This is a genomic window from Pectobacterium atrosepticum (assembly GCA_019056595.1).
GTDB lineage: Bacteria > Pseudomonadota > Gammaproteobacteria > Enterobacterales > Enterobacteriaceae > Pectobacterium > Pectobacterium atrosepticum.
Genome location: CP036163.1, coordinates 1,062,884 through 1,079,096, shown reverse-complemented (window position 1 = coordinate 1,079,096; position 16,213 = coordinate 1,062,884). Strand labels below are relative to the sequence as shown.

Annotated in this window: 16 protein-coding genes and 1 pseudogene; 15 read left to right on the top strand and 2 right to left on the bottom strand. The window is 54.1% G+C overall.

From position 1 onward, the window contains the following. Positions 1–303: 303 nt before the first annotated feature. The 5 genes from nifH to DCX48_05545 all read left to right on the top strand — a co-directional run bounded on the left by nifH (position 304) and on the right by DCX48_05545 (position 5,288). Positions 304–1,185: a nitrogenase iron protein gene (gene nifH / locus DCX48_05565; GenBank protein ID QXE14023.1), complete on the top strand. Its 882-nt coding sequence runs from the start codon at positions 304–306 to the stop codon at positions 1,183–1,185. 60 nt (positions 1,186–1,245) lie between these two features. Further along, positions 1,246–2,694, top strand: coding sequence for a nitrogenase molybdenum-iron protein alpha chain (gene nifD, locus DCX48_05560; protein ID QXE14022.1), 1,449 nt, complete (start codon positions 1,246–1,248; stop codon positions 2,692–2,694). Positions 2,695–2,752: 58 nt separating this feature from the next. Continuing rightward, on the top strand, positions 2,753–4,321 hold the full coding sequence (nifK, locus tag DCX48_05555; protein QXE14021.1) for a nitrogenase molybdenum-iron protein subunit beta: 1,569 nt from the start codon (positions 2,753–2,755) through the stop codon (positions 4,319–4,321). A 72-nt stretch (positions 4,322–4,393) separates the two neighbouring features. Next, positions 4,394–4,612: a putative nitrogen fixation protein NifT gene (gene nifT, locus DCX48_05550; GenBank protein QXE14020.1), complete on the top strand. Its 219-nt coding sequence runs from the start codon at positions 4,394–4,396 to the stop codon at positions 4,610–4,612. A gap of 13 nt (positions 4,613–4,625) precedes the next feature. Beyond that, positions 4,626–5,288 (top strand): nitrogen fixation protein NifY, encoded by a 663-nt coding sequence (locus DCX48_05545; protein ID QXE14019.1) that lies wholly within the window; start codon positions 4,626–4,628, stop codon positions 5,286–5,288. Between the two features lie 147 nt (positions 5,289–5,435). On the opposite strand, the pseudogene DCX48_05540 reads toward DCX48_05545, so the two are convergent. Next, positions 5,436–5,534: pseudogene (locus DCX48_05540) on the bottom strand (alpha/beta hydrolase). A gap of 71 nt (positions 5,535–5,605) precedes the next feature. Beyond that, on the bottom strand, positions 5,606–6,796 hold the full coding sequence (locus DCX48_05535) for an MFS transporter (GenBank protein ID QXE17158.1): 1,191 nt from the start codon (positions 6,794–6,796) through the stop codon (positions 5,606–5,608). A gap of 156 nt (positions 6,797–6,952) precedes the next feature. On the opposite strand from DCX48_05535, the gene DCX48_05530 reads away from it, so the two are divergent. The 10 genes from DCX48_05530 to nifM all read left to right on the top strand — a co-directional run bounded on the left by DCX48_05530 (position 6,953) and on the right by nifM (position 16,033). Continuing rightward, the gene (locus DCX48_05530) at positions 6,953–7,564 is read left to right on the top strand and encodes a TetR/AcrR family transcriptional regulator (protein QXE14018.1); all 612 of its coding nucleotides are present in this window, start codon (positions 6,953–6,955) and stop codon (positions 7,562–7,564) included. Between the two features lie 289 nt (positions 7,565–7,853). Beyond that, on the top strand, positions 7,854–9,227 hold the full coding sequence (gene nifE, locus DCX48_05525) for a nitrogenase iron-molybdenum cofactor biosynthesis protein NifE (GenBank protein ID QXE14017.1): 1,374 nt from the start codon (positions 7,854–7,856) through the stop codon (positions 9,225–9,227). 9 nt (positions 9,228–9,236) lie between these two features. Beyond that, complete coding sequence (gene nifN, locus DCX48_05520) at positions 9,237–10,622, top strand: nitrogenase iron-molybdenum cofactor biosynthesis protein NifN (protein ID QXE14016.1); 1,386 nt, start codon at positions 9,237–9,239, stop codon at positions 10,620–10,622. After that, complete coding sequence (locus tag DCX48_05515; GenBank protein QXE14015.1) at positions 10,609–11,076, top strand: nitrogen fixation protein NifX; 468 nt, start codon at positions 10,609–10,611, stop codon at positions 11,074–11,076. Before nifN ends, DCX48_05515 begins: the two co-directional genes overlap by 14 nt. 226 nt (positions 11,077–11,302) lie before the next feature. After that, complete coding sequence (gene nifU, locus DCX48_05510; GenBank protein ID QXE14014.1) at positions 11,303–12,142, top strand: Fe-S cluster assembly protein NifU; 840 nt, start codon at positions 11,303–11,305, stop codon at positions 12,140–12,142. A gap of 30 nt (positions 12,143–12,172) precedes the next feature. Continuing rightward, positions 12,173–13,381: a cysteine desulfurase NifS gene (nifS, locus tag DCX48_05505; GenBank protein ID QXE14013.1), complete on the top strand. Its 1,209-nt coding sequence runs from the start codon at positions 12,173–12,175 to the stop codon at positions 13,379–13,381. Positions 13,382–13,394: 13 nt separating this feature from the next. Beyond that, positions 13,395–14,570, top strand: a complete 1,176-nt coding sequence (nifV, locus tag DCX48_05500) for a homocitrate synthase (GenBank protein QXE14012.1) — start codon at positions 13,395–13,397, stop codon at positions 14,568–14,570. Further along, positions 14,539–14,796, top strand: coding sequence for a nitrogen fixation protein NifW (locus DCX48_05495; GenBank protein ID QXE14011.1), 258 nt, complete (start codon positions 14,539–14,541; stop codon positions 14,794–14,796). Before nifV ends, DCX48_05495 begins: the two co-directional genes overlap by 32 nt. Continuing rightward, positions 14,793–15,236, top strand: coding sequence for a nitrogen fixation protein NifZ (locus tag DCX48_05490; protein QXE14010.1), 444 nt, complete (start codon positions 14,793–14,795; stop codon positions 15,234–15,236). Before DCX48_05495 ends, DCX48_05490 begins: the two co-directional genes overlap by 4 nt. Beyond that, a complete protein-coding gene (nifM, locus tag DCX48_05485; protein QXE14009.1) occupies positions 15,236–16,033 on the top strand; it encodes a nitrogen fixation protein NifM in 798 nt (265 codons plus the stop codon). The genes DCX48_05490 and nifM overlap by 1 nt, the downstream gene beginning before the upstream one ends. Positions 16,034–16,213 lie beyond the last annotated feature (180 nt).

Sequence of the window (16,213 nt, the reverse complement as noted above, 5' to 3'; positions counted from 1 at the left end):
GATAGGGTGAGGAATTGCGTGGAATAAGACAGAAACAGCCACATCCTGTCGGGCTGCCAACAAACTGTCGTGGTGATGCGGGCTGAACAGGCTTGCCGACACGCTCAACCCCTTCCCTGACCACAATTGTTCTCTTTACAACAATTGGTTCGCTGATTGTCTTGTGTTTGTCTCGCCTTTTACGCCTCTTATTTTATTAACATCATAAAATTCAATGCATTAATGATATTGGCCCGGCTGGTATGTTCCCTGCAACGGTTAGGACGTGCATCACGCATTCAACCCGAAACAGGAGAAGACACCATGGCTATGCGTCAATGTGCCATTTATGGCAAAGGGGGGATTGGCAAATCCACCACGACTCAGAATTTGGTCGCCGCACTGGCGGAAATGGGCAAGAAGATCATGATCGTCGGTTGTGATCCGAAGGCGGATTCAACCCGTTTGATTCTGCACGCCAAAGCGCAGAACACCATTATGGAGATGGCTGCAGAGGTCGGTTCGGTTGAAGATCTCGAATTGGAAGATGTGCTGCAAATCGGTTACGGCAACGTACGTTGTGCAGAATCAGGTGGCCCAGAGCCGGGCGTTGGCTGTGCTGGCCGCGGCGTTATCACCGCCATCAACTTCCTTGAAGAGGAAGGTGCCTATGTCGACGACCTCGACTTCGTGTTCTATGACGTGCTGGGGGACGTGGTATGCGGCGGCTTCGCGATGCCGATCCGTGAAAACAAGGCGCAGGAAATCTACATCGTGTGCTCGGGAGAGATGATGGCGATGTACGCCGCCAACAATATTTGCAAAGGGATCGTGAAATACGCCAAAACCGGCAAGGTGCGTCTGGGGGGCCTGATCTGTAACTCACGTAACACCGATCGTGAAGATGAACTGATCATCGCTCTGGCAGAAAAAATCGGCACCCAAATGATCCATTTTGTTCCGCGTGACAACATCGTACAGCGTGCTGAAATTCGCCGTATGACTGTGATCGAGTATGACCCGAACTGTAGCCAGGCTAATGAATATCGCCAACTGGCACAGAAGATTGTCGCTAACACCATGAAGGTCATACCGGTGCCCTGCACCATGGATGAGCTGGAAGAGCTGCTGATGGAGTTCGGCATCATGGAGGAAGAGGACACCACTATCATCGGTAAGACTGCCGCCGAAGAGAACGCTGCCTGATCGCTTAACCCCCGTCATAGGCTGCCGTTAGGGGGCATATGACGCAGAAGGAACATTGGAATGGCAAATGCTACGAGTGAACGCAATCAGGCGATCATCCAGGAAGTGCTGGAGGTTTTCCCTGACAAAACGCGTAAAGAGCGCAAGAAACACATGATGGTGGCCGATCCGACGCAGGAGGGCGTCGGAAAATGTCTGGTTTCCAACCGTAAATCCCAGCCGGGGGTGATGACGGTTCGCGGCTGCGCCTACGCCGGTTCCAAAGGTGTGGTATTTGGGCCGATCAAGGACATGGCCCATGTTTCCCACGGGCCAATTGGCTGCGGTCAATATTCCCGCGCGGGGCGTCGTAACTACTACAACGGCGTTAGCGGCGTTGACAGCTTCGGTACTCTCAATTTCTCCTCCGATTTTCAGGAGAAGGACATCGTGTTTGGTGGCGATAAAAAGCTCACCAAATTGATCGAGGAACTGGAACTTCTGTTTCCGTTGACCAAAGGTATCTCTATTCAGTCGGAATGCCCAGTGGGGTTGATTGGGGATGATATCGAAGCGGTCGCGAATGTTAGCCGTGAAGCTATCGGCAAACCTGTGGTTCCGGTGCGTTGTGAAGGCTTTCGCGGTGTGTCGCAGTCGCTAGGTCACCATATCGCCAACGACGTGATCCGCGATTGGGTGCTGGATAACCGTGAGGGTAAACCTTTTGAATCAACGGCCTATGATGTCGCGATTATCGGTGACTACAACATTGGCGGCGATGCCTGGGCTTCACGCATTCTGCTGGAAGAAATGGGGCTGAGAGTCGTGGCGCAATGGTCCGGCGACGGCACGCTGGTGGAGATGGAAAACACCCCCTATGTGAAGCTGAATCTGGTCCACTGCTACCGCTCTATGAACTACATCTCACGCCATATGGAAGAAAAGCATGGCATTCCCTGGATGGAATACAACTTCTTCGGGCCGACCAAAATTGCCGAATCACTGCGCAAGATTGCCTTGCAGTTTGATGAGACGATTCAGAAAAACGCCGAAGCGGTAATTGCTCGCTATCAGGCGCAAACGGATGCGGTGATCGCCAAATACCGTCCGCGACTGGAAGGACGCAAAGTCCTGCTCTATCTCGGCGGGTTGCGTCCACGCCACATTATCGGGGCGTACGAAGATCTCGGTATGGAGATTATCGGAACCGGCTATGAGTTTGGTCATAACGACGATTACGACCGGACGTTGCCTGATTTGAAAGAGGGCACGCTGCTGTTCGATGACGCCAGCAGCTATGAGCTGGAGGCGTTTGTCAAAGCCTTAAAACCGGATCTGGTCGGGTCGGGGATCAAGGAGAAGTATATCTTTCAGAAAATGGGCGTGCCGTTCCGCCAGATGCATTCCTGGGACTACTCCGGCCCTTATCACGGCTATGACGGTTTCGCCATTTTTGCCCGCGATATGGACATGACGCTCAATAACCCGAGTTGGCAAGCGTTGACAGCCCCGTGGCTGAAATCAGCCTGATTCTTATTATCCTGATATCCCGTTAGTTCACAGATGAGTGGCGCGGGAGGAGAGCACCATGAGCCAAACTGCAGAGAAAGCCCAGTCCTGCTACCCCTTGTTCGAGCAGGAGGAATACCAAACGCTGTTTCACAATAAACGCCCATTGGAAGAGGCGCATGATGAGCAGCGGGTACGCGAGGTCTTTGAGTGGACCACCACGCAAGCGTATCAGGAACTGAATTTTAAGCGCGAAGCGCTAACCATTGATCCCGCGAAAGCCTGCCAGCCTTTAGGCTCTGTGCTGTGTTCTCTCGGCTTTGCCAACACCTTGCCCTATGTTCATGGTTCGCAGGGGTGTGTTGCCTATTTTCGTACTTACTTCAACCGTCACTTTAAAGAGCCGATCGCCTGCGTTTCGGATTCAATGACGGAAGATGCCGCCGTATTCGGGGGGAATAACAACCTGAACGCGGGTCTGGAGAACGCCAGCGCGCTTTACAAACCGGAGGTCATTGCGGTTTCTACCACCTGTATGGCGGAAGTCATCGGTGACGATCTTCAGGCGTTTATCGCCAATGCCAAGAAAGATGGCTTTGTCGATGCAGACATGCCGATCCCTTATGCCCATACGCCCAGCTTTATCGGTAGCCACATCACCGGCTGGGACAATATGTTTGAGGGGTTCGCCCGTACCTTTACCGTGGGGGAAGATAAACATTATCAGCCGGGTAGCCTGCCGCGCCTTAATCTGGTGACGGGATTTGAAACCTATCTGGGGAACTATCGGGTATTGAAACGCATGATGGCTGACATGGGCGTCCCCTGTGCCATTCTGTCCGACCCTTCCGAGGTGTTGGATACCCCTGCAGACGGCCACTACCGCATGTATGCCGGGGGGACTACCCAGCAAGAGATGCGTGATGCGCCGAACGCCATTGATACGCTGTTATTGCAGCCGTGGCACCTGATCAAAACCAAGAAAATGGTTCAGGATGTCTGGAATCAGCCTGCCACCGAGGTGTCAGTCCCCATCGGATTAAACGCAACGGATAAACTCCTGATGACCATCAGTGCGCTGACCGACGTGCCGATCGGTGAAGCATTGACGCTGGAACGTGGGCGGTTAGTGGACATGATGCTCGACTCACATACCTGGCTGCACGGTAAACGTTTCGGTTTGTATGGCGACCCGGATTTTGTCATGGGGCTGACACAGTTCTTGTTAGAACTTGGATGCGAGCCAACGGTGATCCTGTGCCACAACGGCAACAAACGCTGGCAGAAAGCGATGAAAAAAATACTGGAAGCATCACCCTATGGGCAGGAAAGCGACGTGTACATCAATAGCGATCTGTGGCATTTCCGCTCGCTGATGTTCACCAAACAGCCCGATTTTATGATCGGCAACTCCTACGGCAAATTCATTCAGCGTGACACGCTGGCGAAGGGCGAGCAGTTTGAAGTACCGCTGATTCGCCTCGGTTTCCCGCTATTTGATCGCCATCATCTGCACCGCCAAACAACCTGGGGTTATGAAGGAGCGATGTCCATCCTCACCTCGCTGGTGAATGCGGTATTGGAAAAACTGGATCGCGACACCATGAAACTGGGAAAAACGGACTACGGCTTTGATCTTGTTCGCTAATCATGTGGTTATTTTGACCGTCATATCGGCCCGATGTTGTTCGGGCCGTCACATGCAGCAAAGGAGGACGCGATGCCGATGGTGATTTTTCGTGAACGCAATTCACAGTTGTATTGCTATATCGCCAAACAAGATCTGGAAGCGAGAGTGACCGGGATTGAATTCGATAGCCACGAACGTTGGGGCGGTGAGGTTGAACTGGAAGGGGGAAAACGTTACTACGTTAATCCACAGGCAGAGAAACCTGCTTTTCCGATCAGTTTACGTGCCACACGACCTGATGTGGTATGAACAGGAGGGGAGCATGTCTGATGATGATCGTCTGTTCTGGCGGTTGTTTGCGCTGATTCAATGCCTGCCGGAACTCTCGCCACCGCAGTTATTACACTGGCTCAATCAGGGAGAGGATGTCTCTCTGGATGTGGCGTTTCTCATGTCCCTGAATCAGCCACAGCTGCTGGCCACGTTTCCTGGTGATCCCGCGTTCCTGACGCGCAGCCGTTGGCAGAATGTGATGGCTTGTCTGCGGGGCGAACTGCCACCGCATCTGGCTGTGGTCTCGCCGAAGGGACGTCAACCGCAGTTACTGGCTGCATTTTCGTCACAGGATGGCATGACCATCAACGGACATTTTGGTCAGTGTCGGCTGTTTTTTATCTATGCGTGTGACGAGGCGGGGTACTGGCTACACGGGCTACGCCGTTATCCTAGCGAGTCAGGGGAACAAGAGGGGAATGAAGTCCGTGCGCAGCTGTTGGAAGGGTGCCATTTGCTCTTTTGCGAAGCGATTGGCGGTCCAGCGGCAGCGCGCATTATTCGCCATAATGTGCACCCGATGAAAGTCCCACCGGGAACCTCTATTCTGTCACAGTGCGATGCCCTGCAAGCGCTGATGGCGGACCGTCTCCCACCCTGGTTGGCGAAACGGTTGGAAAAAGGCAATCCGCTGGAGGAACGGATATTTTAGCCCGCAAGTATTTAGCCCACAAGTAAGGGCTCCGTTTGGATATCGAAAATTATTGTACGTTAAGACTAAATTTTAACCTTTAACTGAAAATATCCAGTGATAAAAAACTACGCGAAAGCGTAGTTTTTATGGAAAACAGAGGGGCTATTATTGGTCGTTAATAAATTTCACAACCAGTGGGTTCAACGGTGCCGGACATTCCTCGGGTAGCCAGTGTCCACACCCTGCCAACACAGCCCCCTCGACCTTTTTTACGACCTCTTATAAGAAAGTCATGGGCAGGCTTAATCGCCCTGACAAAAATATAATCAAGTTGTTTACGATGAGCGCTCCCCCGCTGGGAATCCATGGTTCCTGGCACGAAAGGCAATAATCAGAGCAACGATTAACAGAGCAAGTAGGGCCCAGGGTAAAGAACTGGCTCCTTCATGTCTGAGCAGAAGCCCGCCTGTAAGGCCACCAAGAGCGATAGCGCTATTCCAGGTCACCACATTCATTGAAAGCGCAATATCAGCATGCTCACCCGCCGTATCTGCCAGTGCTGTTTGCAGTAATGTCGCAGCGCCTCCGAACGTCAGGCCCCAGACTGCTATTCCGGGATAAATCACGGCGGGGGATGTGGCAGAAATACCAAAGATGATCGAAACAAGGGCGAATACTGAAAGTGAAAGAAGCACGGCAATACGCAGGCCGGAGTCTATCACCCTACCGGTGATGAAAATCCCGACCATCGCAGCCAGGCCAAAAACCAGCAGAACAATATCCACGCTTGATGAAAGCCCTGCCTGGGACAGGAAAGGGGCGATATAGGTATACAAAATATTGTGCGCAAGCATCCAGGTCAAAACCACTCCCAGAATAGGACGGATACCGGGGATCAACAGGACAGAAGTGAGACGCATTTTTTGCCGGGTTGCCTGCCCTGGATAATCAGGAACAGCCAGAATGATCCAGGCCATCAGTGCCACGGATAATCCGGACATAACGGCGAAGGTCAGACGCCACCCCAGAAGATCCCCCAGCCAGGTTCCTGCAGGCACGCCAAGGGAAAGTGCGACAGGGGTACCAATCATTGCCAGCGTAAGAGCCCGTCCCTGAAGTGAAGGAGCAACCATTCTTCTTGCATAGCCCGCAATTAAACTCCATGCCAGCCCTGCAGCTGCACCGGCAAGAAAGCGGGCGCACATAATGACAGCAACGCTATCAGATAAAGCCGTCAGGCTGTTGAAGAGCAGAAAGCCGCCCACCGTAGTAAGCAAAACCAGACGTCTGGACCATGCCTGGGTCATGATAGTCAGGGGAATGGCGGCCAGAAGTGAACCCGCTGCATAAGCGGTTACCATCTGCCCGGCAACGGATGGTGATATATTAAGGCCAGAACTTATGCCAGGCAAAAGACCCGCTGGGATTGTTTCGGTCAATATACAGATGAAACCCGTCATGGCCAGTGCCAGTAAAGCAAAAACAGGCAGGCTATCAGCCTCATCATTTTGCGTATGTTTTTTCATATTAAATAACTCTCCAGAAGATTTCTCACCCTGCGTGGATTTCACAAGGCAGCTATAAATGATCATTAATGTATCGATCGGTATATATGTTGAGTGTCGGGAGGGAGAGTTGTCAATGAATTTTGTATCGATTAGTATATATTTAAGGAGGGCAGGATCATGAAAACAGGCAGACCAAGGCAGTTTGACAGAGATGAAGCTGTCGTACAGGCAATGCATCTTTTCTGGGAACAGGGTTATGAGGCAACATCACTTGCCCACCTGAAGGCCTCGATAGGCAAAGGGATCAGTGCGCCCAGTTTTTATGCGGCGTTTGGTTCGAAAGCCTCTCTTTTTAACGAGGCAGTTGATTGTTATCTGAAAACACATGCACAGGTAACATCATCGCTCTGGGATCCCAACCTGCCTCCACGACAGGCGCTGGAGATGGCATTAACGAATTCGGCAAAAATGCAGTACGAACCCGGGCATCCTCGGGGATGTATGGTTGCGCTCAGCGTAATGCCCCTATGCTCTGATGAAAACGGGGATCTCCTGAAGCCCCTTGCTGAGTCAAGGCGTCACACCAGGGAGGGAATAAAGCATTGCTTACAGAGAGGCATAAACAGCGGTGAGCTTGTTAATGGTGAGGATACCCTTTCCCAGGCGGTCTGTTTTGACAGTTTTCTGGTGGGAATATCGACGCTCGCCCGGGATAATGTGCCGCTGAAAGAGACACTACGGGGCATCGCGCAAATAATGAAATTATGGGACACCGCACGTTTGTAGCGTGTAATTAAACCCGTATGCGATTCTGTTTTCGATGTGTCTGACCCTAATCGTGTTGTTCTATCTGCTTGATCAATGGCTGTCAGTTAGTACAAAAAATAGCCTTAACGTACAATAATTTTCGATATCCAAACGGAGCCCAGTAACACCACTCCCCTCAATATTCCGCTATTGTCGCCTTTGTCACAAAGGCGACAAACCTATCTGATTGAAAATAATTAATTAATTTATGGCCCGTGAATTGCACAAAAAGAGTTGAGTAAGGTCAACCGACTCGAAGAGGGCAAAGATGAAGGGAAATGAAATTTTGGCGTTGCTCGATGAGCCCGCCTGCGAACATAACCACAAACAAAAATCGGGATGCAGTGCGCCTAAGCCTGGCGCGACGGCAGGCGGCTGTGCGTTTGACGGGGCGCAAATTACGCTGCTGCCGCTGGCGGATGTTGCCCATCTGGTGCATGGCCCTATCGGTTGCGCGGGCAGTTCATGGGATAACCGTGGTAGCCAAAGTTCCGGGCCAGCGATCAATCGTCTAGGGTTTACCACCGACCTCAATGAACAGGATGTGATCATGGGGCGTGGTGAGCGGCGGCTGTTTCATGCCGTGCGCCATATCGTGGAGCGATATGACCCTGCCGCCGTTTTTATCTACAACACCTGTGTCCCGGCGATGGAGGGCGATGATATTGAAGCGGTGTGCCGGGCAGCGTCGGTCGCGGTAGGGGTTCCGGTGATTGCGGTGGATGCCGCCGGATTCTACGGCAGCAAGAATCTGGGTAACCGTCTGGCAGGGGAAGTGATGGCAAAACAGGTGATTGGGACGCGTGAACCCGCGCCGTGGCGGGATGACACCGCGTTTTCCCACGCACAGCGTCACGATATTGGCTTGATTGGTGAGTTCAACATTGCTGGTGAATTTTGGCATGTGCAGCCGCTGCTGGATGAACTGGGTATCCGCGTGTTGGGCAATTTATCCGGCGATGGGCGCTTTGCCGAAATCCAGACGATGCATCGTGCTCAGGTCAACATGCTGGTGTGCTCGCGTGCGTTGATCAACGTGGCGCGCACGCTGGAACAACGTTATGGCACGCCGTGGTTTGAAGGCAGCTTCTATGGTGTGCGTGCCATGTCCGATGCGCTGCGTCAGCTCGCGGCCATGCTAGACGACCCCGACCTGATACAGCGTACGGAAACCGTGATTGCGCGAGAAGAAGCGACGGCGCAACAGGCGTTGGCTCCGTATCGTGCACGCCTGCAAGGGCGCAAGGTACTGCTCTATACCGGAGGCGTAAAATCCTGGTCGGTGGTCTCGGCTTTGCAGGATCTCGGTATGACCGTGGTGGCGACTGGGACACGTAAATCTACCGAGGAAGACAAACAGCGTATCCGCGAACTGATGGGGGATGATGCCATCATGCTGGATGAGGGGAATGCGCGCACCTTGCTGGATGTGGCGTATCGCTATGGCGCTGACCTGATGATCGCCGGGGGGCGCAACATGTACACCGCCTATAAGGCCCGGTTGCCGTTCCTCGATATCAATCAGGAGCGCGAGCACGCTTACGCAGGGTATCGCGGTATTGTGACGCTGGCGGAACAGCTATGCCTGACGCTGGAAAGCCCGATTTGGGCGCAGACTCATCAACGTGCCCCTTGGCATTAGGAGCAAATTATGGCTCAGGTTATTCGTAACAAAAAGCCGCTGGCGACCAGTCCAATTAAAAGTGGGCAGCCTCTGGGGGCGATTCTGGCCAGTCAGGGTATTGAACACTGCATTCCTCTGGTTCATGGCGCTCAGGGTTGTAGTGCCTTTGCCAAGGTGTTTTTTATTCAGCATTTTCACGATCCCATTCCGCTCCAGTCCACCGGCATGGATCCCACCACGACGGTAATGGGGTCAGACAGCAATATTTTGACGGCCTTGAGCACATTGTGTCAGCGCAATGCGCCTAAGGCGATTGTCATCATCAGTACCGGCTTGTCGGAAGCACAAGGTAGCGATATGACGCGTGCGGTAAGCGAATTCCGCGCTGATAATCCGCGTTTTAAATCGACGGCGTTGCTCACGGTCAATACGCCAGATTTCTATGGATCGTTGGAAAATGGCTACAGCGCGGTGCTGGAAGGGGTGATTACACAATGGATCCCAGAAAAACCGCCCGCAGGTATGCGCAACCGTCGCGTTAACTTGCTGCTCAGCCATGTGTTTACGCCGGGGGATGTGGAGCTTATCCGCAGCTATGTCGAGGCGTTTGGCCTGCAACCGATACTGCTACCGGATCTGTCACAGTCGTTGGATGGTCATCTCGCGAGTGGCGATTACCAATCTGTTACCCAAGGCGGGGCGGTGTTACGCAATATTGAGCAGATGGGGCAAAGCCTGAGCACCATCACGCTGGGTGTGTCGCTCCAGCGCGCGGCGGGTTTACTGGCGCAGCGTAGTCGTGGCGTGGCATTAAATTTACCGCACCTGATGACGCTTACAACCATGGATGCCTTTATCCACCACCTGCAACAGCTCTCTGGGCGTGACGTACCTGCCTGGATTGACCGTCAGCGAGGTCAGTTGCAGGATGCGATGATCGATTGTCATATGGCATTACAGGATAAAGCCATCGCGTTGGCCGCAGAGGGGGATGTGCTGGCGGCCTGGAGCGACTTCGCCCTTAGCCAAGGCATGGTGCCGGGACCAGTGGTCGCGCCCGTGAGCCAACCCGGGTTACTGAACCTGCCGGTTGAGCAGGTTCTGATCGGCGATCTTGAGGATATGCAGGATCTGCTGATTAAAACCCCCGCGCATCTACTGGTCGCCAATTCTCATGCCGCAGGGTTGGCTGAGCAATGTGGTATTCCGCTGATTCGTGCTGGGTTTCCCATATATGACCGTCTTGGCGAATTTCGTCGTGTGCGCCAAGGATATGCGGGCATGCGCGATACGCTGTTCGAATTGGCGAATCGGTTGCTGAATGAACATCATCCGGTGCCCGCTTATCACTCGCCACTGCGGCAGCAATTTCCGGCAGTGAGGCGTCAGGGGGTGGAACATGCAGCATGTTAACCGCAATCTCAGCACCATCAGTTCGGCGGTGTGGTCGATGCAAGTCGCTTTCGCCAGCTCAGATTACCACCATGTGGACCAGCATTTTGGCGCGACGCCACGTCTGGTGGTTTATGGCGTCAAACAACATGAAGTCAGGCTGCTGAAGGTGGTGGATTTTAACGTGGAATACGGGCATGGCGAAGACAAACTCGCCAGCCGTATCAGTGCATTGGAAGAGTGTGTCACCCTTTATTGTGTGGCGATTGGCGAGACGGTCTTCCGTCAATTGTTGCAGGTCGGCGTTCGCGCCATCCGCGTACCAGAGGCGACTTCCATTGCACAGCTATTGCAGCAAATCCAACAATGTTGGGTGGATAGTGAACAGGCTACCCGACGTCGCCAACGGGATCCGGATCGCTTCCAGCAACTGATGGTGGAAACCGAATGGCGTGAGGAAGATGACGCCTCCTGAATCATTACGGCATAACCCGCAACAATGTCGTCTGTACGACAAAACCGACATAAACCGCGACATTCATCGCGGTTTTTTTTATGGCGAATTTCCCCATCACATTGATTGCAATGTATTTTTGTGAATGGCATCACATTTGCTTGTTTTGAGCTAACCCGTCCATAACGCCTATGCGGGGGCCGGAGCCTTAGGGTTCTGCTTATCTGCATCGTAGGGAGCTGAGAGCATGTGGAACTATTCCGAGAAAGTAAAAGACCATTTTTTTAACCCGCGTAACGCCCGCGTGGTGGAACAGGCGAATGCCGTTGGTGATGTCGGTTCGCTCAGTTGCGGTGATGCCTTACGCTTAATGCTGCGTGTGGATCCGGGCACGGAAACGATTCAGGAGGCCGGTTTTCAAACCTTCGGCTGTGGGAGCGCGATTGCTTCCTCCTCGGCGCTGACTGAGTTGATTATTGGCCGCACTCTGCATGAGGCGGAGCAGGTCACCAATCAGCAAATCGCAGATTATCTCGATGGGCTGCCGCCAGAAAAAATGCACTGTTCTGTGATGGGGCAGGAAGCGCTACGTGCGGCTATCGCCAATTACCGTGGTGAGACGCTGGAGGATGACCATGAGGAAGGGGCGCTGATTTGCAAATGCTTCGCCGTGGATGAAGGCCAGATCCGTCGTGCGGTGGTGGCCAATGGCTTGACCACCTTGGAAGAAGTAATCAACTACACCAAAGCGGGCGGCGGTTGCACGGCGTGCCATGAAAAGATCGAGCTGGCATTAGCGGAAATTATCGAAGAACAGGCAGCGCTGCCTGAAAAATTCAAGGTGCCGGAGGTGGAGACTTCCGCGTGGCGACTGGTCGCTGACGTGGTGGCGGAACTGCGCCCGTATATTCAGGCCGATGGCGGTGACATGGCGCTACTCAACGTCAGCGATCATCAGGTGACGGTCAGCCTGTCGGGCAGTTGCCAGGGATGCATGATGACCGACATGACGCTCGCTTGGCTGCAACAAAAGCTGGTTGAGCGCACGGGGCGCTATATGGAAGTGGTTGCGGCACAGGCCGCGTGAGCTTATTAACTGTTCAGCGAGGCAGCGCACATGAAAAACATTTATCTCGATAACAATGCCACCACCCGTCTCGATCCGATGGTGCTGGAAGCCATGATGCCATTCCTGACCGATTATTACGGTAATCCGTCGTCGATTCATGATTTCGGCACGCCCTGTCGGGGTGCGCTGGAGAAAGCGCGCCAGCAGGTTGCCAGCCTGCTAGGCGCGCGCTATGACAGCGAAATCATCTTCACATCATGTGCCACCGAAGCAACGTCCACCGCCATTCATTCCGCTGTGGCGTTGGCACCGGAACGGCGTGAGATCATCATCAGTGCCGTAGAGCATCCCGCCACTCTGGAAGTCTGTGAGCACCTTGCCCGGCAAGGTTATACCATCCATCAGATTGGTGTTTCTGCGCAGGGCGAACTGGATATGGCGCAATACCGCGCCCTGCTGAGTGACCGTGTCGCGCTGGTGACGATGATGTGGGCGAATAACGAAACCGGCGTGTTGTTTCCGGTGCGTGAAATGGCATCACTGGCTCATGAACAGGGGGCGTTGTTTCACTGTGACGCGGTACAGGCGGTCGGGAAAATCCCCATTGTATTATCGAGCTGTGACATCGACATGTTGTCTTGCTCTGCGCACAAAATTCATGGCCCGAAAGGGGTCGGATGCCTCTACCTACGCCGCTCTACTCGGTTTCGCCCGCTGCTGCGCGGGGGGCATCAAGAGCGTGGACGCCGTGCCGGCACTGAGAATATTGCGGGTATTGTCGGCATGGGCAGTGCCTGTGAATTGGCGGACGTGCATCTACCGATGATGAGTGCGGCGGTGGAACCCCTGCGTGACCGTTTACAAAAGGGGCTGGCGCAGGTGATTCCCAGCGTAATCGTGATGGGCGAGGGGCAACCGCGCACGCCCAATACGCTCAATATTGCCTTCGAGTTTATTGAAGGAGAAGCCATTCTGCTGCTGCTCAATCATGTCGGTATTGCCGCCTCCAGCGGCAGCGCCTGCACATCTGGCTCGCTCGAACCCTCCCACGTGATGCGCGCCATGAATATTCCCTATACGGCCGCTCACGGCAGCATTCGTTTTTCGCTATCGCGCTACACCCGCGAGAAAGAGATCGATCAGGTGATTACGGCACTACCGCCGATTATTGAACGGCTGCGCACCCTGTCACCTTATTGGCAGCAAGGTAAGCCTCAGACGGTATCCGGCGGCGAGTTTATGCCGACCTATGGCTGATAAGGGGAACGGCATGGCGGATATCATTATCAATGACACTACGCTGCGTGATGGTGAGCAGAGCCCCGGCGTAGCGTTTCGCGCCAGCGAAAAACTGGCGATTGCCGAGGCATTAGTTGATGCTGGGGTGACCGCGTTGGAAGTGGGCACCCCGGCGATGGGAGACGATGAACGGGCGCGTATTGCGGTTATTCGCCGCCGCCTGCCGGACACGGTGCTGATGACCTGGTGCCGGATGAATGCGCTGGAAATCCGGCAAAGTGCCGATCTGGGCATGAATTGGGTGGATATCTCGGTTCCTGCATCGGATCGATTGCGCGAACAGAAGCTGCGTCAGCCGCTTAACGTCTTATTGGCACAGCTTTCCTCGCTGATTGCTCAGGCTCGTCAGCAAGGGTTACGTGTGTGTGTCGGCTGTGAAGATGCATCGCGCGCTAGCGATGACACCTTGCGTCAGATAGCGATTGCTGCCGATGCAGCAGGGGCTGAACGGCTGCGCTTTGCGGATACGCTGGGCGTGCTTGACCCGTTCTCCACCTTCGCCCGTATCAGTACCTTGCGGCAAAACTGGGGCGGTGAGATTGAAATGCATGCGCATAACGATCTTGGGCTGGCTACGGCCAATACGCTGGCAGCGATAGAGGCTGGCGTTTCCCATGTTAATACCACGGTGTTGGGTCTGGGGGAACGGGCAGGTAATGCTGCATTGGAAACCGTGGCGTTAGCGCTGGAACGCTGTCTCGATCGTGACAGTGGCATCCACTTCGCTCGTTTGCCCGCGCTGTGCCAACTGGTGGCAAGCGCGGCACAGCGCACCATCGACAAGCAGCAGCCGCTGGTGGGGGAGCAGGTATTTACTCACGAATCCGGCGTGCATGTCGCAGCTTTGCTAAACGACAGCCGCAGTTATCAGGGCATCGACCCGGCGCTCATGGGGCGTGAGTTCTGTTTGGTTCTAGGTAAGCATTCGGGACGGCAAGCGGTGGCGGGGATTTTCGCCCGTTTAGGTTTTCAGCCGCAGGCGAGTGAGACGGAAGCGCTGTTGCGCAGCGTCCGCGCTTTTGCGGAAAACTGGAAGCGTAATCCTCTGGATTATGAATTGCTGGAGATGTATCGCGAACTGTGTGGCAGTGATGCGGTGATGGGGAGGGCAAACGATGGAATGGTTCTACCAGTTACCCGGCGTTGATGAGCTGGAGAGTGCCGAGGCCTTTTTTGATTTTTTTGCTGTGCCATACGACCCCCACGCCCTGCAAATTTGTAGTTTATCGGTGTTGAGTGATTTTCACCGTCGTTTGCGTGCGGCGGTGCCACTGCGTAACGCGCTGGAGGCAGTGCAAGATGCTGACTGGCAGTTGGCGCGTCGGCTATTGGCAGAAAGTTATCGCTGCTACCAACCGGAGATCACACCATGATACCGCGCTTTGCATTTGGCGATGCGGTGCGCGTCGTGCGTTCGTTGCGTAACGACGGCACCATGGCAGGAATGAAACGAGGTGAACTGCTGGTACGGCGCGGCACGGTAGGATATGTGCGTGAATGGGGCGTTTTTCTTCAGGACCAACTGATCTATCAGGTGCATTTCCTTGATAGCGATCGCGTTGTGGGGTGCCGCGAACAGGAGCTGATCGCGGCGGAAATACCGTGGAATGCTGGCATCTTTCAGTACGGTGATGGCGTTCATAGCAGGCAAACGCTTTCCATCAACGGCGAACTGGTGGTGGACATTGGTCAGCGCGGGCAAATTTTCGCTACTGGTCAAGGAGATCAGGGGGATTGCTATACGGTGATGTTCGGAGAACGCTGGTTTCAGGTCCCTGCCAGTGTTTTGGAACTGGCGGAGGAGGATCGCTGATGTTGGCTTGGCAGCGGTTTAGTGAATGGCGTCTGGCGCAAAAAATGTGGAACACCACAGCGACGCAATTGCCGGTGGATCGCCAGCGGCTTCTCCAGCAGCAATTGGCTCGCCAGTTGCTGCTGGAACAAGCTGTGGTGGAAGCGGCACAAAATAGCCTATCGACAGTGACGCCAGATCTTGTGCAGGCAGTAACACAGGAGCTGGAACCTGATTTACGGCAGTCTGGATTCTCTGCCTCCGATCGTACGGCGGTGATCCAGCACCATGTGCTGATGGCGGGACAGCTAGCGAGTATTTCTGAGCAGGTAGCAGTGCCGACATCAGCAGAGGTCGAACAGTGGTATCGGCGTCATGCTGCACGCTTTTGTCGCCCAGAACAGCGTTTGACCCGGCATCTCCTGCTGACCACGGGGGAAGACGATTCTGAGGCCATTAGCAGGCAGCTTCTTGCGCTGCGTCGCCAGCTACAATCGGACACCGCCGCGTTTGCGACGTTGGCCGAACGTCATTCCCAGTGTCCGACGGCGTTGGAAGGTGGATTGCTGGGATGGGTGAGTCGCGGGCTGTTGTTTACGTCACTGGATCAGGCGCTATTTACGCTACACGAAGGGGAGTTAAGTGCCATCATCGAGACCGATATAGGATGGCACCTGCTGTTATGTGAAGCGATCCGCCCAGAAACGCCGATGGCGCAGGAAGACGCGTTGGCAAAAGCCTATGATCACCTGTTGCTGCAACGTCAGAAAGAACAGCAACGCCAATGGTTAGTCCAACTGGTGCCGGGCCGTGGGTAGAAATAAAAAGATAGAGAGCATTAGGCTTCTACCTCAGACCGTTGACAAACCTGTTTACGGAACGAGAACGGGGGTAATGGGATAGAAGAGTAAAGCGTTTGCGCCATGGATGGCGCAATCCGAGCTTACAGGGACGTACTTGCAGCGTCTTTACGATCTACCCATTATCACCGCTCAGCG